Genomic DNA, 18,894 nt, shown 5'->3' with positions numbered 1-18,894 from the left:
TGTAGACCATTAGGATCACGATGAAACGCTACGAGAAATTTGCCGACGACATCGCTGAACTGATCCGCTCCGGTGTCCTCGGACCGGGCCAGCGGGTACCGTCGGTGCGTTATGCCAGCCAGACCTACGGCGTCAGTCCATCCACGGTGTTCCAGGCCTATTACCTGCTGGAGCGCCGAGGCCTGATCCGTGCGCGGCCGCGCTCGGGGTATTTCGTCAATACCCATGCCCCCAGCCCGTTCTCGGAGCCGGCGGTCAGCGCCCATGTACACGAATCCACCGAAGTGGACGTCAGTGAGCTGGTGTTTTCGGTACTCGATTCGATCAAGGACCCGCAGACCGTGCCCTTTGGCTCGGCCTTTCCCAGCCCGATGCTGTTTCCGCTGCAACGCCTGGCCCGTTCCCTGGCCAGCGCCAGCCGCGAGATGGACCCGCGCATGGTGGTCACCGACATGTCGCCGGGCAACCCACAACTGCGTCGGCAAATTGCCCTGCGCTACATGGTCGGCGGGTTGATGTTGCCCATGGAGGAGTTGCTGATCACCAACGGCGCCCTCGAAGCACTGAACCTGTGCCTGCAAGCGGTGACAGAGCCGGGCGACCTGGTAGCCATCGAAGCCCCGGCGTTCTATGCCTGCCTGCAGGTGCTGGAGCGCTTGAAGCTCAAGGCCGTGGAAATTCCCGTGCACCCGCGCGATGGCATTGACCTGAAGGTCCTGGCCCAGACCCTGGAGCGCTACCCGATCAAGGCCTGCTGGTGCATGACCAGTTTCCAGAACCCCATGGGTGCAACCATGCCCGAGGCCAAGAAGCAGGAGTTGGTCGAACTGTTGCGCGGGCATCAAGTGCCGCTGATCGAAGACGATGTGTATGCCGAGTTGTATTACGGCCAACAGGCGCCCAAGCCAGCCAAGGCCTTCGACACCGAAGGCCTGGTGATGCACTGCGGCTCCTTCGCCAAGAGCCTGGCCCCTGGCTACCGCGTCGGCTGGGTGGCGGCAGGCCGTTATGCGCAAAAGATCGAACGCTTGAAGTTAATGACCTCGCTCTGTGCCTCGATGCCGGCCCAGGCAGCCATTGCCGACTATTTGCAACACGGCGGCTACGACCGGCACCTGCGTAAGCTGCGCTATGCCCTGGAAGAACAGCAAAGTGCCATGCTTGCCGCCATCGCCCGCTACTTTCCGGCGCAAACCCGGGTCAGCCAACCGGCCGGGGGTTACTTCCTGTGGCTGGAGTTGCCGGAGCAGACCGACTCGCTGAAATTGTTCCAGATGGCACTGGCCCAGGGCATCAGCATTGCGCCGGGGCCAATCTTTTCGCCAACCCAGCGCTTTCGCAACTGCATCCGCCTGAACTACGGTAGCCCCTGGGATGAGGCGGCGGAAAAGGCGATGGAGACGCTGGGGCGGATTGTGCGTTCGTTTTAACAGGAGGAATTGGAACCGAATCTCGCGGTTAGTCCACTTTGTTGAATGCCATTTCACAGATTGGAGACGGTTTTTCCGAATTGGGAGTCGTCATCCTGCACAACTCGGAGGCTGACCGCCTGGACCCGTTCGCCCGAGAAGGCTACTCGGTGCTGCACAGTTTCTGATGCTCTGATGGTGTCCGCCTTGCGTTCTGGGTCCCGGCTTGACGAGACGGCGGTGCTGAGCGGCGGGAGGTCACTTTTCCCACTGTTCGAGCAGTATTGAGACAAACTTTTCTGCTGCGGGGGACAGAGAGGCGCCTCGTCGGTAAACCAGCCCCAAGGATCGATTCACAATGGGCTCTATCAAAGGAACGCTCACCAATGTCGGATGATCCACGGCAGGCATTGCCAGGCTGGGCATTGCAGACACGCCTAGCCCGGCTTCTACCAAACCCAACGACGTCGACAGGTGTTGGACCTCATAGAACCACTGCGGACGCCAGCTCAAGCCTGACAAGGCATGGTCGAGCAACATCCGGTTGCCGCTTAGGCGACCGACGCCGATAAGACGATAATTGCTGAGTTCTGACCAGGTTACCGAGCTGCGCTCGGCCAGTTCATGATCACGTCGACAAGCCAACACAAAAGGCTCGTTGACCAGTGGCACGAACTCTATGTCGGGGTGCTGGCCACTCATCATATTGATGCCAAAATCGGCTTCGCCGCGAAGTACAGCTTCCAGTCCTTCGTTAGCGCTAAGGTCCAGCAAGCGGATGCGGATTTGTGGATAGCGCTCGTTATAGAGGCGGATCACCGAAGGGAGAAAGTAGAAGGCGGCAGTTGGAATGCACGCAAGGGTAACCCGGCCGCTCTGGCGCTCTGCCAGCTCCCGGATGTTAAGTATTGAATCGTCGAAGTCATCCAGTAAGCGCCGTGCCTTGGGCAGGAAGTCTCGCCCGACGCTAGTCAGGCTGACTCTCCTTGTCGTGCGATCAAGCAGTGACGTTCCCAGCCCCTCCTCAAGTTTTTTCATCCTGCGGCTTAGTGCTGGCTGGGATAGGTTCAATGCATCAGCAGCTTCGTGAAAGCTTCCAAGTTCAGCGATTTTCACGAAAGATCGGATGTCATTCAGCTCATAATGCATTTTTTTATCTCTCCAGAAGGACACGATGAAGCGTAGTCATCCTAGATAACTCATTTGCCATACGCAATAATCAGGCTGATATTTGCATTGGATACAATTTTAAAACCTTGAGACTCTTGCTCACAAGACATCAATTACCCCGATTGATTAAAAAGAGTCAGTGTCTATGCAACGAATTCCCTGTGTGCTTATGCGCGGTGGTACTTCCAAGGGCCCAGTATTTCTCGCATGGGATCTACCCGTTGCGATCGAAGAGCGCGATGAGCTGCTGCTCAATCTCATGGGCTCTGGCCATGAGTTGGAAATTGACGGTATCGGTGGTGGCAGCCCACAAACCAGCAAGGTTGCGATCGTCAGCCCGTCACTGCACCCCGACGCGGATGTCGACTATCTGTTCGTACAGGTCATGGTCTCCCAGCGCCGCGTAGACACAGCGCCCAATTGCGGCAATATGCTATGCGCCGTTGGCCCATTTGCCATCGAGCAGGGCTTGGTTAAAGCCTCCCAGGACCAAACTCGCGTGCGTATTCGCAACATCAATACGGGAACGTTTGTAAATGCAGAGGTACAGACCCCAGGCGGGAAGGTCAGCTATGAAGGCGACACGGCTATAGATGGAGTGCCTGGTACTGCCGCTGCCGTGCAACTCACCTTCCTCGATGCCGCAGGTTGCAAGACCGGTAAACTTTTCCCAACGGGGCAAACGCAGGATCTGATCGACGGCATTGCGTTGACTTGCATCGATATGGCGATGCCCATGATGATCGTTGAGGCTGGCCAATTGGGTAAACGCGGTGATGAGACCCCAGCAGAACTGGATGCCGATAAAGCGTTTCTGCACCGTTTAGAGTCCCTGAGACTGCAAGCGGGCCGAGCAATGGGCCTGGGTGACGTCAGTGACAAAGTGATTCCCAAGCCTGTATTGGTGTCGCCGGCGAGGGTTGGTGGCACGATTTCGGTGCGCTATTTCATGCCGCACAGCTGCCATCGCGCCTTGGCTATCACAGGTTCAATTGGCTTGGCCACAGCGTGCGTCACCCAAGGTAGTGTGGTCGCACAGTTGCTCGGCGAAGCGAGCGAGCCACGGTTGAACCAAGTGCGAATTGAACATCCGAGTGGCGCAATAGACGTTGTGTTGTCCTACACAGGTGCGCATGCTGAGACCATTCGCGCTTCAGTAGTGCGAACATCACGTAGGTTGTTTTCCGGTTATGTCTACGCCACGGGCTCCCAGCGACTTGCCGGATAACGCCCCTTGGTCATGCCGGTCAAGGCTGACCTGAAACCGCTTCAATATTCACTGAATGTTCCCGCTGGGCAATGTCTATCGTGCCGCCTGGCGGGTTCGCGGTTGTACGCCTGCGCGTCGGCCACGCAACTCACAATAACAAGAGAATCAACCTATGCTCGCATTGCTTGGCTTGGCCATGGTGGTGGTGTTCACCTTCCTGATAATGACTAAACGGCTTTCGCCAATTGTCGCGTTGACAGTGGTGCCAATCATCTTTGCTGTCATTGGCGGCTTTAGTGGTACTACTGGCAAAATGATGCTAGATGGCTTGAAAATGGTCGCGCCTTCAGCAGCACTTTTGCTGTTCGCCATTCTATTTTTCGGCCTGATGATCGACGCCGGGCTGTTCGACCCGCTGATTCGCAAGATCCTCAAGCGAGTCAATGGAGACCCGATAAAGATCGCTGTCGGTACCGCGTTGCTCTCATTGGTGGTAGCCCTGGACGGTGATGGCACGACTACTTACATGATTACCTGTGCGGCGATGCTCCCCCTTTACAAACGCATCGGCATGAATCCCATGATCCTGGCGACCATCGCCATGCTGTCATTGAGCATCATGAGTGGAATGACTCCCTGGGGTGGCCCGGCGACTCGTGCTATCGCCGCGCTAGGCCTGGATGCCGGTGAATACTTTGTTCCCCTGCTACCTACCATGATTGGGGGGGCAACATGGGTAGTCTTCACCGCGTTTCTGCTGGGTCGAGGCGAACGCAAGCGGATCGGTAATATCCAGCTGGAGAGTGGCGGTGGCAACTGCTACATAAAAGCGATACTCGAAGACACCCCGCACAAACGCCCAAAGCTGGCCTATGTCAACCTGCTGCTGGTCATCGTGGTGATGGTCGCGCTTGTGATGGGGCTTATGCACTCCGCGATCCTGTTCCTCATCGGGTTTGTATTGGCGCTAATGATCAACTATCCGCAGCTGGATATTCAGAAGGAACGTATTCTGGCTCACTCGGGCAACGCCATGACCGTGGTACTTCTGGTCTTTGCAGCGGGTATTTTTGCCGGGATTTTTTCCGGCACGAAGATGGTCGACTCTCTCGCGCAAACCCTGGTTGACTGGATTCCGCCGTCTTGGGGGCACCTGTTCCCTCTCGTGGTGGCGATTACCAGCATGCCCCTGACGTTTGTCCTTTCAAACGATGCCTATTACTTCGGCGTAGTACCTATCCTGGCGAATGCCGCGGCCGCCTATGGCATTGATCCGCTAGAGATCGCCCGTGCTTCGATTCTCGGTCAACCGGTACACCTGATGAGTCCGCTGGTAGCCTCAACCCTGTTATTGGTCGGTATGGTCGATCGAGATATCGGCGACTTCCAGAAAGCCACGTTCAAATGGGCGCTGCTCACATCCCTGGTCGTTACCGCGCTCGCGCTGCTGACCGGGGCGATAAGTCTCTTCACCTAACTCACCCAGGCTGCTTCTTTTTTTCTAACGCCCCTCGCCAGCGGGGAGCGCAATACCCTGCACCTCAAATAACAACAATGAGTCGTTTGCCATGAGCACTTTTTATACCCGCCGAGCGATACTTTCTCTTCTGGGCCTATTACCGTTGGCCAGCGTCAACGCAGATAGTTTTATCAATGACAGCAAACTGAAGTTGCAATTACGTAACGTTTACTTCAATGAGAACTTTCGCGATAAACATGGTTTAAGTGCCAAGTCCGCGAGGACGGCGAAGAGCGAGCGAACCGAATGGGCCCAGGGATTTTTGCTGGATTATCAGTCGGGGTTTACCCAAGGCACCCTCGGGTTTGGTGTTGATGCACTGGGGTTGCTCGGGTTCAGACTTGACTCCGGACGTGGTCGCAGCGGCACTGGCTTGCTGCCCGTCCATGATGACGGCCGTGCAGCTGAGGCCTTTGCAAGTCTAGGTGTGACTGCAAAGGCTCGACTGGCCAAGACCACGGTCAAATATGGCACCTTGCTACCCAAGACTGCAGTGCTGATCTATAACGATGCGCGCCTGTTGCCGCAAACCTATCAAGGTGCTCAATTCAGCAGTATCGATATCGAAAGCCTTACGCTGACAGGGGGCTATTTAGATCGATTCAAACTGCGCGATTCTACTGACAGCGTGCCGATCGTGCCTGACGGTTATACCGGTGATAAATCCGCAGACTTCAGTTATGCCGGTGCGGAGTACAAACTGGGGAAAAACGTTCGCTTGAGTTACTACTACGGTGAGCTGGGAAATTTTTACCAGCAAAACTTCGCGGGTATCCAGCACGACTTAACGTTAGGTAACGGCGTATTGACCAGCGATTTACGTTATTTCAACAGCATCGATAGTGGGTCTGCCTACGGCGGCAAGATCGACAACAACATGCTGAGTGGGCAACTCTCCTACACCATCTCTGGCCATACGTTTGGTGGTGGATACCAGGCCTTGAGTGGCGATGCCGGGTTGCCCTACATCAGCGGTGCAACGGTCTACTCGTTTAGCAACGCGGGTATCGGTAAGTTTATCGAAGAGGATGAAAAAACCTGGATGCTCAACTACGGCTACAATTTTTCTGCCCTCGGCGTGCCTGGCCTCACGCTCTCCATGCGCTATCTGAGCGGCAACGACGGCAAGTCCAACACCACGGTTAAAGAGTGGGAGCGTGATGCCGAACTGGCTTATGTCGTACCACAAGGCACCTTTAAAGGTCTGGGCGTGCGGTTGCGCAACTACGTTTACCGCGCTGATTACGCCCGGGGTCGCGATAGCAACCGCCTCTACTTGACCTACGACATCGCGCTCTGGTGAGTCGCACCCCGCAGTCTGAGCAACAGCTGTAGGTTATCGGCCACCGCCCAGGTCAACAAATGTCCCGGTGGCATAGGACGCCTTGTCCGAGAGCAGCCAGACGATCGCTTCAGCCACTTCATCCGGGCGCCCGCCACGGGCCATGGGAATGCCCGATTCGAGCTTGCTGACCCGGTCCGGGTCGCCGCTCAGGGCATGAAAGTCGGTGAAGATATAACCAGGGCGCACTGCATTGACCCGAATCCCCTCGCCCGCCACTTCCTTGGACAACCCGATGGTGAAACTGTCCAGTGCGCCCTTGGACGCCGCATAGTCCACGTACTCGCCCGGCGAACCCAGGCGTGAGGCCACCGACGAGACATTGACGATACTGCCGCCCTGCCCGCCATGCCGGGGCGACATGCGCAGCAGCGCATGCTTGGCGCACAGGATCGGGCCCAGCACATTGGTCTTGAGGATTTTCAGGATGCGGAACTCGGACATCTCATCGACCCGCGACTTATGCCCGACGGTCCCGGCATTGTTGACCAGTGCGGTGACGCGGCCCAATTCGGTGTCGACCCGGTGGAACAGGCTGATCACTTCATCTTCGATGCTCACATCGGCGCGCACCGCAATGGCCTGGGCGCCCAGTGCGCGGACCTGCTCCAGCACACGCAACGCGGCTTCTTCGTCGGATTGGAAGTTGATACAGATGCGATAGCCCTGACGGGCCGCCAACAAGGCCGTGGCGGCCCCGATGCCACGACTGCCACCGGTGATGATGACGACTTTGTCCATGTGTACTGACTCCCGATTCAACCTGAGATGTTGGATCCAAGAATACCTGTGCCTGCCAGGTTTTGCATGGACTGGGGTCAATTGATCTCAGGGGGCAGGAGGCTTTTCCTTAGCCATGATGGCGTTCATGAATGTATCCGGCGGCAACGGGTGGCCCAGGTGGTAGCCTTGCAGCGAGTCGCAGCCCAGGCGCGTGAGGAAGTTCTGCTGTACATCGGTCTCGACCCCTTCGGCCACAATGCGCAGGCCGAGGGCCTGGCCCAGGGCGACAATGGCCGAGACGATGGCGGCATCGTCGCTGTCATGTTCGAGATCGCGGACAAAGCCGCGGTCGATTTTCAGCTCGTTGGCCGGCAAGCGCTTGAGGTACATCAGGCTGGAATAGCCCGTGCCAAAGTCGTCGATGGACAGGTCAACGCCCATTTCCGAGAGTTTTTGCAACACCGTCATGCTGGCATCGGCGTCGCTCATGGCCGTGGTTTCGGTGATTTCCAAGGTCAGGCTATTAGCGGGCAACTGGTGGCGTTGCAGGGCGTTGGCGACGCTGGCGACCAACCCGGCATGGCAGAACTGCAGGGCTGACAGGTTGACCGCAATGCGCCAGTCACGATAACCCTGGGCAAACCACACTTGCATTTGGCGGCATGCTTCGTTGAGCACCCAATCGCCAATGGCGATGATCAGCCCGGTCTTTTCTGCCAACTCGATAAACTTGTCCGGCAGCAACAGGCCATGTTGTGGATGCTCCCAGCGCAACAGGGCCTCAGCGCCGATGGCGCGGCCGCTGATCGCGTCGAACTTAGGCTGGTAATACAGGCGAAATTGCTGTTGCTCCACCGCATTGCGCAGGTCTTGCAACAGTTGCAGTTGCTTGCGCGCGTTGGTGTTCATCGACACATCGAAAAAGCTGTAGCCGTTCTTGCCCATGCCCTTGGCGTGATACATCGCCGCATCGGCATTCATCAGCAGTTCCTGGGGTGTTTCGCCGTTACCGGGGAACATCGCGATGCCGACGCTGGCGGAAATGTTCAGGTCATGCTCCGCTACTCGGAATGACTTGTTGATCAACCCGACCTGACGCTCGGCCAGGCGCAGGGCATCGTCGGGCTGGGACAATTGCACCAGCAGTACGAACTCATCGCCGCCGATCCGGGCCAGGGTGTCCTGGCTGCGCAGGTCTTCACGCAGGCGCAGACCCACCTCACGCAACAACTGGTCGCCCAGATGATGGCCAAAGGCATCGTTGACCGGCTTGAAGCCGTCCAGATCAATAAACATCAGAGCAAAACAGCCGCCCTGCTCTTCGACCAATTGGGTGGCCTGCTGGATCCGGTCCGCCAGCAAGGTACGGTTTGGCAGGCCGGTGAGCGTGTCGTGCAAGGCCAGGTGGGTGAGTTCCTGGTTGGCCAGGGTCAGCGAGTCGGCCAGCACAGCGGTGCGCGCTTCCAGCCGGGCGTCGAGCAATGAAGTCAACAGAGCGATGGCCAGTACCGCCAGGGTGGTCACCAGCACCAGGTTGGCCAGGCCGCTGCCGCTCAGGCCATCCACCGATGCCCCGCAAAAACTGCCATCGGCAAAACGCGCGGCAGCCATGCCGGTGTAATGCATGCCGACGATAGCGATACCCATCACTACCGCTGCGCCGCCCCGTGCCAGGCGCACGTAAGGGGTATTGCGCCGTAGATTGAAGGCGATCCATAACGCGGCGGCCGAAGCCCCTACCGCAATCAGCAATGAGGCGCCAAACAGCGTAGGGTCGTAGTCGATGCCCGGCGTCATGCGCATGGCGGCCATGCCGGTGTAGTGCATGCTACTGATGCCTGCGCCCATGATCAGGGCACCAAAACCCAGTTGCCAGATAGGCAGGCGCGATTGGTTGACCAACCACAGGGCGAACCCGCAGGAAAAAATCGCGATCACCAGCGACAACGCCGTAATGCCGATGTCGTAGCCCAGCGCAATCGGCAGGCGGAAGGCCAACATCCCGATAAAGTGCATCGACCACACGCCAATCCCCATGGCCAACGCCCCGCCGGCCATCCACAGGTACACCGCCCGGCCCTTGGCCGTGGCGATGCGGCCGGTCAGGTCCAGGGCGGTATAGGACGCAAGGATTGCCACAAACAGGGAAATGAGGACCAGTGCGGGGGAATAGGTGCCGGTAAGCATGGGTTTCTCATGGCTGGCGGTGCGAACGGCGTCCGTGCCGCAGGGGAAAAGTCCGGGATTGTAGCGAGAATAATTCTTGAGTAGTTGAAATATTATCACAAGGCCATTACTGGCTATTCGCCCTTCCCTATCCACATCAAAGCGCGGAGCTGCGCCCTGTAGGAGCGAGCTTGCTCGCAAGAAACATCAACGATAACGCGTGCTACCAGAGTAAGCGCGTTGTTGTTGCGTTCTTCGCGAGCAAGCTCGCTCCTACAGGGGAGATGCGGGAGATTCACAATCAGGGTTTTGCGTCTGCCTGCATCTGGCCGTCCCATCCGCCGCCCAGCGCGGCGATCAGTTGCACGCTGGCGACCAGTCGGGTTTGCAGCAGGGTCAGTACGGTGCGCTCGTTGCTCAGTGCCGTGGCCTGCACATTGACCACATCCAGGTAGGCGATCAGACCCGCCTTGTACTGGTTCTGGGTCAGGCGCAAGGATTCACGGGCTGATTGCAGCGCTTCGTTGCTCACGCCTGCCTCATCCTCCAGGACTTTGAGCTGGACCATGTAGTTTTCCACCTCGCGGAAACCGTCGAGTACGGTCTGGCGGTACTTGGCCACGGTTTCATCGTAAGACGCTTCGGCGCGATCGACTTGTGCCGAACGCTGCCCGCCGTCGAACAAGGTCATCGCCAGTTTGGGCCCCACCGACCAGAAACGGTTCGGCAGGCTGATCCAGTCGGCGTAAGTGCTGCTGGAGTAACCACCGGCCAGGCTCAGGGTCAGGTCCGGGTAGTAGGCGGTTTTCGCCACGCCGATATTGGCGTTGGCGGCGATCACTGCACGTTCTGCCGAGGCGATGTCCGGGCGGCGCTCCAGCAGTTGCGATGGCAGGTTGGCGGGAATCTGCGGCAGTGCGGGAATGTCCTGGCTCACCGCCAGGTTGAACGTGGCCGGAGCCTCCCCGATCAGCACCGCGATGGCGTTTTCCAGCTGTGCCCGCTGCCAGACCAGGTCGATCATGCTGGCTTGGGTGCTTTTAAGCTGGGTTTGGGCCTGGGCCACTGCGTCTTTGCCGGAGACCCCCGCGCGGTACTGGTTTTCAGTCATTTGCAGCGAGCGCTGGTAGGTCTCCACGGTGGCTTGCAACAAGCGCGTCTGTTCGTCCATGACCCGCAGTTGCAGGTAGTTCTGCACCAACTCCGACTGCTGGCTCAGGCGCATGGCGGCAAGGTCGGCGGCGCTGGCTTGCTCACTGGCGTTGCTGGCCTCCAGGCCACGACGCAACTTGCCCCAGATATCCGCCTCCCAGCTCACACCCAACTGCGTATTGAGGGTGTCGCGGATACCGCTGCTGGAGCTGCTCAAGCTCGCATTGCTGCTGCCGGTGCCCTGGCTGGCGCGGGTTTTCCCGGCGCTCAGGTCGATCGTCGGGAAGAATGCGCCCCGGGAGCTACGCGCGGTGGCCTGGGCCTGGCGGTAGCGGGCCTCGGCCTGGGCCACGGTCTGGTTGGCGTTGTTGAGCTTGTCCACCAGGCTGTTGAGTTGCGGGTCGCCATACAGCTCCCACCAGGCGCCACGGGCCAGGGCATCGCTGGGCGCCGCCTGGCGCCAGCCCTGGGCCTCTTTGTACTGCGCCGGCTCAGCCACTTGCGGGCGCTGATAATCGGGGCCTATGGCGCAGGCGCTGAGTAGCACGCCGCAAAACACCAATATTGACAGCCGTCCTGTAGGAGCGAGCTTGCTCGCGATGGTCTCAAGGGCACCGCGTACATTCAGACATAGTGCGTTATGGTTGGCGTTTTTCGCTGGCAAGCCAGCGCCTACAGGGAGGTGCGTTGCGGTCATAGCGGAGTATCCAGGGCGGCGTCGGTACGCACCCCGCGCCAGCCGTTGAAACGGTGGCGCAGGCGGTCGAGATAGAGGTAAACCACCGGGGTGGTGTAAAGGGTCAGGATCTGGCTGAACACCAGGCCGCCGATAATCGTCAGGCCCAGGGGCTGGCGCATTTCCGCACCTTCTGCGGTGCTCAGCAGCAGGGGCAAGGCGCCGAGGATCGCTGCCAGGGTAGTCATCAGGATCGGCCGCAAGCGCAACAGGCACGCGCTGCGGATAGACTCCAGGGGGTCCATGCCATCCTTGCGTTCCAGTTGCAGCGCCAGGTCGATCATCAGGATCGCGTTTTTCTTCACCACGCCGATCAACAGGAACAGGCCCAGCAGCGAGATCAGGCTGAATTCGGCGCCCAGCACGTAGATCGACAACAGCGCGCCAACCCCGGCCGACGGCAAGGTCGAGAGAATGGTCAGTGGGTGGATATAGCTCTCATAGAGAATCCCCAGCACCAGGTACACCGCCACCAGCGCGCCGAGGATCATGAACGGTTGGCTTTTCTGGGTGGCGGCGAAGGCATCGGCGGTACCGGCCATCTTCGCAATCACATCCTCCGGCAAGCCGACCTTGGCAATCGCCCGCTCGATGGCGGCTGTGCCCTGCTCCACCGTGACCCCGGGTGCCATGTCGAAGGCAATGTCTTCTGAGGCGAATTGCCCTTCGTGGCTGACGCGGTCGTCGGCCAGGCTGTTTTCGTAGTGGGCGATGGTCGACAGCGGGATCCGTGCGCCATCGGCGGTAATCACCTGTACCTGATTGAGGGTGATCGGGTCCTGGGCGTACTTCGGATTGACCTCCATCACCACCCGGTACTGGTTGAGGCTGTCGTAGATCGTGGAAATCTGCCGCTGGCTATAGGCGTTGTTCAGCACCGAGGTGACCATGTTCATATCCACGCCCAGGCGCTTGGCCTGATCACGGTCGACAATCAGCGTCACCTGTTGTGCGCCACGGCCTTCGCGAGCGTCGATGGCGGTCAGTTCCGGCAGTTCACGCAAGGCGGCGACCACTTTCGGGTACCACAGGCGCAAGGCGGCCAGGTCGCCACTTTGCAGAATGTAGGAGTATTGCGACGACGTCTGGTCGCGGCCACCGCCAAACTGCAGGTCCTGGTCGGCCATCAACATCAAGCGGCCACCCGGCACCGGCGGCACGTTTTTGCGCAGGCGCTCGATCACCGCCTGGGCTGACAGCTTGCGCTCCTTGATCGGCTTGAGGCGCACCAGCATCACTGCGTTGTTGGTGCCGTTGCTGCCACCGATAAAGCCGGCCACGCTTTCCACTGCTGGGTCTTGCAGCACGGCCTTGCGGAAGATTTCCATCTTTGGCTGCATGACACTGAATGACAGGCCGTCATCCCCGCGTACAAAACCGATCAGTTGCCCGGTGTCCTGCTGCGGCATAAAGGTTTTTGGCACCACCACATACAGTGCGATATTCACACCAATGGTCACGAACAGACTGAGCAGCGTCAGGCGCTTGTGCCGCAGGACCCAGTCCAGGCTGCGGGCGTAACCGGCCACCATCTTATCGTTGACCTTCTGGCTCCAGCGCTGCAAACCGGTCTCCTGCCCTTTGACATGGGGCTTGAGCCAGCGGGCGCAGAGCATCGGGGTCAGAGTCAGCGAAACCACCAGCGAAACGATGATCGCCGCCGCCAGGGTGATGGAAAACTCACGGAACAGACTGGTGACAATCCCGCCCATGAACAGGATCGACAGGAACACCGCCACCAGCGACACGTTCATCGACAGCAGCGTGAAGCCGACCTCCTTGGCGCCCAGGTACGCGGCCTTCATCGGCGCGATACCGTCGTCGATGTGCCGGGAAATGTTCTCCAGCACCACGATGGCGTCGTCCACCACCAGGCCGGTGGCGAGGATCAGGGCCATCAGCGACAGGTTGTTCAGGGAAAAGCCATAGAGGTACATGATCGCAAAGGTGCCCACCAGTGACACCGGCACCGCCAGGGTCGGGATCAGCGAGGCGCGGAAGTTGCCGAGGAACAGGTACACCACCAGGATCACCAGGGCCACGGCAATCAGCAGGGTCATTTCTGCTTCGTGCAAGGTGGCGGTGATCACCGGCGAGCGGTCCATGGCGAGGTTGAGCTTGACGCTGGACGGCAGCACCGCCTGCAGCGCCGGCAACTGGGCCTTGATCTGCTTGACGGTCTCGATGATGTTGGCACCGGACTGGCGGTTGATCACCAGCAACACGGCTGAGTCGTTGTTGAAGAACCCGCTGTTGTAGCGGTCCTCGACACCGTCGCTGATCTTGGCCACGTCACTCAAGCGCAAGGCAGCGCCGTCCTGGTAGCGGATCAGCAACGGCTCGTAGTCCTTGGCCTTTTCCAACTGGTCATTGGCCTGGATCTGCCAATTGCGCAGACCATCTTCCACCGAGCCCTTGGGCCGGCGCACGTTGGCATTGGCAATGGTGTCGCGCACTTCGTCCAGGGATACGCCGTACTGGTCCAGGGCCTTGGGTTCCAGTTCGATGCGCACCGCCGGCAGGGAACTGCCGCCGATCTGCACTTCGCCCACGCCCGGCACCTGGGACAGGCTTTGCGAGAGGATGGTCGAGGCCAGGTCGTAGAGCTGGCCCTTGGGCAACACATCCGAGGTCAGCGACAGCACCATGATCGGCGCCTGGGACGGGTTGATCTTCTTGTAGGTGGGCATGCTGCGCATACCGCTGGGCAACAGGTTGCGCGAGGCGTTGATCGCCGCCTGCACTTCCCGCGCCGCGCCGTTGATATCGCGGTCGGAGTCGAACGCCAGGATCACCCGGGTCGAGCCCTGGCTGGAGGAACTGCTCAGGGTGGTAACCCCGGCAATCGCGCCGAAGGAACGCTCAAGCGGCGTGGCCACGGTGGAGGCCATCACTTCCGGGCTGGCACCGGGCAAGCTGGCAGACACCACGATCACCGGGAAGTCGATCTGCGGCAACGGCGAGACCGGCAGCAAATTGAAACTGACGCCGCCCAGCAACATGATCGCCAGGCTCAGCAGCATGGTGGCTACCGGCCGGCGAATGAAAGGTCCGGACAGGTTCATGGCTCAACCGGCTCCAGCGCTTCGGGGGTCTTGCGCCAGCGACGGCCAAGGCGATCAAAGTACAGGTAGATCACCGGGGTGGTGAACAGCGTGAGGATCTGGCTCAACAGCAAACCACCGACCATCACCAGGCCCAGGGGTTGGCGCAACTCGGCACCGGAACCAGTGGCGAGCATCAACGGTACCGCACCGAACAAGGCTGCCAGGGTGGTCATCAGGATCGGCCGGAAGCGCAGCAGCGCCGCCTGGTAGATCGCGGTCTGCGGGTCCAGGCCCTGGTTGCGTTCGGCGTCGAGGGCGAAGTCGATCATCATGATCGCGTTCTTCTTGACGATGCCGATCAGCAGAATGATGCCGATGATCGCGATCATTCCCAGGTCATTGCCACTGAGCAGCAACGCCAGCAAGGCCCCCACCGCAGCCGATGGCAGGGTCGAGAGGATGGTGATCGGGTGGATATAGCTCTCGTACAGCACGCCGAGCACGATGTACATGGTCACCACCGCCGCCAGGATCAGCAACAAAGTGCTCGACAGCGAGGCTTCGAACGCCTGGGCTGCCCCCTGGAACTGAGTCTGCACGCCGACCGGCATGCCGATGTCCTTCTGCACCTGGTTGATCAGTTCCACACCTTTGCCCAGGGCCACGCCGGGCGCCAGGTTGAACGACATCATCACCGCCGGGAACTGGCCGATATGGGTAATCGCCAGTTGGGCCTGGCGCTGCTCGACACGGGCCAGGCTCGACAGGCGAACCTGGCCGCCATCGGTGGTTTTCACATGGATCTGGTTCAGCGCATCAGGCCCCAGGCTTTCGCCGGACTGGGCCTGCAACACCACGCGATACTGGCTGGCCTGGGTGTAGATCGTGGAAATCTGCCGCTGGCCGAAGGCGTCGTACAAGGCGTCGGTGATATTGGCGACCGAGACGCCCAGGCGCGAGGCCGCGTCGCGGTCGATCACCATGTAGACCTGTAAACCCTTGTCCTGCAGGTCGCTGGCCACGTCGGTGAGTTCAGGCAACTGACTCAGGGCCTGGACCAGTTTGCCGCTCCACAGCGCCAATAGATCGGCATCCGGGGACGACATACTGAATTGATATTGGGTGCGACTGACGCGGTCTTCGATGGTCAAGTCCTGCACCGGCTGCATGAACAGGCGGATCCCCACCAATTTGTCCAATGCCGGTTGCAGGCGGGCGATCACCTCGACGGCACTCAGGTCCCGCTCCTTGTGGGGCTTGAGGTTGATCAGCAGGCGACCACTGTTGAGCGTGGCGTTATCACCATCCACACCAATATAGGACGACAGGCTGTCTACCGCTGGATCTTCAAGGATGATCTTCGCCAGTTCTTGCTGGCGCTGGCTCATGGCAGCAAAGGAAATCGACTGCGGGGCTTCGGAAATACCCTGGATCACCCCGGTGTCCTGCACCGGGAAGAAGCCCTTGGGTACCACCATATACAACACCACGGTCAGGCCCAGGGTGGCGACGGCCACCAGCAGGGTCAGCGGCTGGTGCTTGAGCACCCACTGCAACTTGCGCCCGTAGGCGGCCACCAGCCAGTCGATCCAGGCGCCGCTGGCTTTGTAGAAGCGGCCCTGTTCCTCTTCCTTCGGTTCGCGCTTGAGCAGGCGTGCGCACATCATCGGCGTCAGGGTCAGGGACACCACCAAGGAGATGAGGATGGCTACCGCCAGGGTGATGGCAAATTCGCGGAACAGCCGCCCGACCACATCAGCCATAAACAGCAACGGGATCAATACCGCGATCAGCGACAAGGTCAGGGAAATCAGGGTAAAGCCAATCTGCTTGGCGCCCTTGAGCGCGGCGGCCATTGGGGTCTCCCCTTCCTCGATATAGCGGGAGATGTTCTCCAGCATCACGATTGCATCGTCCACCACAAAACCGGTGGCGATGGTCAGGGCCATCAGGGTCAGGTTGTTGATGGAGAACCCGGCCAGGTACATCACGCCAAAGGTGCCGATCAAGGACAGCGGCACGGCAATCGACGGGATGATGGTGGCGCTGAAGCGGCGCAGGAACAGGAACGTCACCATCACCACCAGGGCAATGGCAATCAGCAATTCATGCTGCACATCGGTGACCGAGGCGCGGATGGTCTGGGTGCGGTCGGTAAGGACTGTCACGTCCAGGCCCGCCGGCAGGTTGTCGGTGATGCTCGGCAGCAGCGCCTTGATGCGATCCACCACCTCGATCACGTTGGCTCCAGGCTGGCGCTGGATATTGAGCAACACAGCCTGGTTTTCATTGGCCCAGGCGGCAAGGCGTTCGTTCTCGGCGCCATCGACGATTTGCGCGACGTCTTTCAAGCGCAGCGGTGCACCGTTGCTATAAGCCAGGATCAGTTCGGCGTACTGCTCAGGTGACACCAACTGGTCGTTGGCGTCGAGCATCGAGACTCGGGTCGGGCCGTCAAAGTTACCCTTGGGCTGGTTGACGTTGGAGGCGGCGATCAGGCTGCGCACGTCCGCCAGGTTCAAGCCATTGGCCGCCAAGGCCTCGGGGTTGACCTTGATCCGCACCGCCTGGCGTTGGCCACCGGCAATGCTGACCATGCCGACGCCGCTGATCTGCGCGATTTTCTGCGCCATGCGCGTATCGACCAGGTCATTGAGCTTGGGCAGCAGCATCGTTTTAGACGTGATGGCCAGGGTCAGCACCGGCGTGTCGGCCGGGTTGACCTTGTTGTACACCGGCGGTGCGGGCAAGTCCGACGGCAACAGGTTGCTGGCCGCGTTGATCGCTGCCTGCACTTGCTGCTCGGCGACGTCCATATTGACGTCGAGGTTGAAGCGCAGGGTCAGCACCGAGGCGCCACCGGAACTGGTGGAGGCCATCTGCGTGAGACCGGGCATTTGCCCGAACTGGCGTTCCAGGGGCGCGGTCACCGCGCTGGTCATCACGTCCGGGCTCGCGCCGGGGTACAGGGTCATGACACGGATGGTCGGGTAATCCACCTGGGGCAAGGCCGACACCGGCATCAGGCGATAGGCAATCAGGCCGGCCAGGACAATGGCCAGCATGCTCAGGGTGGTGGCGACGGGCCTGAGGATGAACAGCCGTGACAGGTTCATGCGCCGGCCTTTTGCGCCTTGCCAGCATCCGCCGCCGGGCTGCTTTCGCCTTGTGCTGCGGGTTTGCCCTGCAAATGTTCGGTTGGTGTGGTTGGCACCTGGTTGCTGTCATTGACCACTTCTACGTCGGTGCCGTCCTTCAGGCGGTCAGTGCCTTCCAACACCACGCGGTCGCCAGCGGCCAGGCCGTCCTTGATCACGGTGTTCTGGCCATCGGTATCACCAATGACCAGCGTGCGGATCTTGACCTTCTTGTCACCGTCCAGGGCATAGACAAAGGTGCCATTGGTGCCGAACTGGATCGCGGCCGAGGGGACCAGCACCACGTTTTTCAGAGTGTCTGCCAGCAGGCGCACGTTGACGAATTGATTGGGGAACAACACCTGGTCCTGGTTATCGAAGCGCGCCTTGAATTTCAAGGTGCCGGTGGCGACGTCAATCTGGTTGTCCAGGCTCTGCAACACGCCGGTGGCTTGCAGTTGCACATCGCCACGATCCCAGGCCTGCACTGGCAGCTTGTTGCCGGTGCGATAGCGGGCCAATACGGTTTGCAGGGTGTTCTCCGGCAGGGTGAACGCCACGCTGATCGGCTGGGTCTGGGTGATGATTGCCAGGGCGGTGGTGTCGTTGGCCGCTACCAGGTTGCCGACGTCCAGTTGGCGCAGGCCGACACGGCCGGAGATCGGCGCGCGGATCTGGGTGAATTCAAGGTTGAGCTTGGCGTCATCCACCGCGCCCTGGTTGGTCTTGACCGTGCCCTGGTATTGCAGGACCAGCGCAGCGGCGGTGTCCAGGGTCTGCTTGGCGATACTGTCCTGCTCATACAGGCCGCGATAACGCTCAAGGTCGACCTGGGCGTTTTTCAACTGGGCCTGGTTTTGCAGCAGCGTGCCCTGGGCCTGAAGCAATGCGTTCTGATAGCTGCGCGGGTCGATTTGCGCCAACAGGTCGCCAGCCTTGACCATCTGGCCCTCTTCAAAGGCAATCTTGACCAGTTCTCCCCCGACCCGGCTGCGCACGTTGATGGTGTTCAATGCGGTCACGGTACCCAGCGCCTTGTAGTACAGCGGGAAATCCCCCGTCACTGCTGGCGCGACACGTACCGGCACCGCAGCGCCCGAACCTCCGAAGCCTGGACGCATCATCCCCGTCTTGCTGGTCCTGGCTGCCGGGGCGTCTTTCTGGGCGGTGCCAGCAGGCCAGAACTTCCAGCACAGGCCGGCGACCACCAACAGGACAAGCAAGCCAAACAGCCAGCGGCGGGAATTGCGGGGAGACGATTGCATGGATTGATCAACCATTGG

At 59.9% G+C, this 18,894-nt stretch carries 11 protein-coding genes; 4 read left to right on the top strand and 7 right to left on the bottom strand.

Features of this window, described 5'->3' with window-relative positions; all coding sequences use genetic code 11:
- The first annotated feature begins 20 nt into the window (after positions 1-20).
- A complete protein-coding gene (gene mapR / locus BFQ03_RS10330; RefSeq protein ID WP_032860373.1) occupies positions 21-1,430 on the top strand; it encodes a GntR family transcriptional regulator MpaR in 1,410 nt (469 codons plus the stop codon).
- A 237-nt stretch (positions 1,431-1,667) separates the two neighbouring features.
- Here mapR and BFQ03_RS10325 read toward each other — a convergent pair whose 3' ends face one another.
- Positions 1,668-2,558 carry a LysR family transcriptional regulator gene (locus BFQ03_RS10325; protein WP_032860375.1) on the bottom strand — a complete coding sequence of 297 codons (891 nt, stop codon included), beginning with the start codon at positions 2,556-2,558 and terminating at the stop codon, positions 1,668-1,670.
- Between the two features lie 166 nt (positions 2,559-2,724).
- Between BFQ03_RS10325 and BFQ03_RS10320 the strand changes: the two genes are divergently transcribed.
- The 3 genes from BFQ03_RS10320 (at position 2,725) to BFQ03_RS10310 (ending at position 6,611) form a co-directional block, all read left to right on the top strand.
- Positions 2,725-3,807 (top strand): 4-oxalomesaconate tautomerase, encoded by a 1,083-nt coding sequence (locus tag BFQ03_RS10320; protein WP_032860376.1) that lies wholly within the window; start codon positions 2,725-2,727, stop codon positions 3,805-3,807.
- Positions 3,808-3,961: 154 nt separating this feature from the next.
- Positions 3,962-5,266 carry a CitMHS family transporter gene (locus BFQ03_RS10315; RefSeq protein ID WP_032860377.1) on the top strand — a complete coding sequence of 435 codons (1,305 nt, stop codon included), beginning with the start codon at positions 3,962-3,964 and terminating at the stop codon, positions 5,264-5,266.
- A 91-nt stretch (positions 5,267-5,357) separates the two neighbouring features.
- Positions 5,358-6,611, top strand: coding sequence for an OprD family porin (locus BFQ03_RS10310; protein WP_065943005.1), 1,254 nt, complete (start codon positions 5,358-5,360; stop codon positions 6,609-6,611).
- 33 nt (positions 6,612-6,644) lie between these two features.
- Here BFQ03_RS10310 and BFQ03_RS10305 read toward each other — a convergent pair whose 3' ends face one another.
- The 6 genes from BFQ03_RS10305 to BFQ03_RS10280 form a co-directional block, all read right to left on the bottom strand.
- On the bottom strand, positions 6,645-7,391 hold the full coding sequence (locus tag BFQ03_RS10305) for an SDR family oxidoreductase (RefSeq protein WP_032860379.1): 747 nt from the start codon (positions 7,389-7,391) through the stop codon (positions 6,645-6,647).
- Between the two features lie 87 nt (positions 7,392-7,478).
- Entirely contained in the window at positions 7,479-9,560 is a 2,082-nt protein-coding gene (locus BFQ03_RS10300; RefSeq protein ID WP_032860380.1) for a putative bifunctional diguanylate cyclase/phosphodiesterase, read from the bottom strand.
- Between the two features lie 280 nt (positions 9,561-9,840).
- Positions 9,841-11,388: an efflux transporter outer membrane subunit gene (locus tag BFQ03_RS10295; protein ID WP_083204826.1), complete on the bottom strand. Its 1,548-nt coding sequence runs from the start codon at positions 11,386-11,388 to the stop codon at positions 9,841-9,843.
- A complete protein-coding gene (locus BFQ03_RS10290) occupies positions 11,385-14,492 on the bottom strand; it encodes an efflux RND transporter permease subunit (protein ID WP_065943004.1) in 3,108 nt (1,035 codons plus the stop codon). Before BFQ03_RS10290 ends, BFQ03_RS10295 begins: the two co-directional genes overlap by 4 nt.
- Positions 14,489-17,590 (bottom strand): MdtB/MuxB family multidrug efflux RND transporter permease subunit, encoded by a 3,102-nt coding sequence (locus BFQ03_RS10285; protein ID WP_065943003.1) that lies wholly within the window; start codon positions 17,588-17,590, stop codon positions 14,489-14,491. Before BFQ03_RS10285 ends, BFQ03_RS10290 begins: the two co-directional genes overlap by 4 nt.
- Positions 17,587-18,891: an MdtA/MuxA family multidrug efflux RND transporter periplasmic adaptor subunit gene (locus BFQ03_RS10280; RefSeq protein ID WP_065943002.1), complete on the bottom strand. Its 1,305-nt coding sequence runs from the start codon at positions 18,889-18,891 to the stop codon at positions 17,587-17,589. The genes BFQ03_RS10285 and BFQ03_RS10280 overlap by 4 nt, the downstream gene beginning before the upstream one ends.
- Positions 18,892-18,894: the final 3 nt, after the last annotated feature.

It is taken from the genome of Pseudomonas sp. 25 R 14 (assembly GCF_900004755.1).
Taxonomy (GTDB): Bacteria; Pseudomonadota; Gammaproteobacteria; order Pseudomonadales; family Pseudomonadaceae; genus Aquipseudomonas; species Aquipseudomonas brenneri.
The sequence above is the reverse complement of the archived record's forward strand: the minus strand, read 5'-3'. Positions and strand labels throughout refer to the sequence as shown.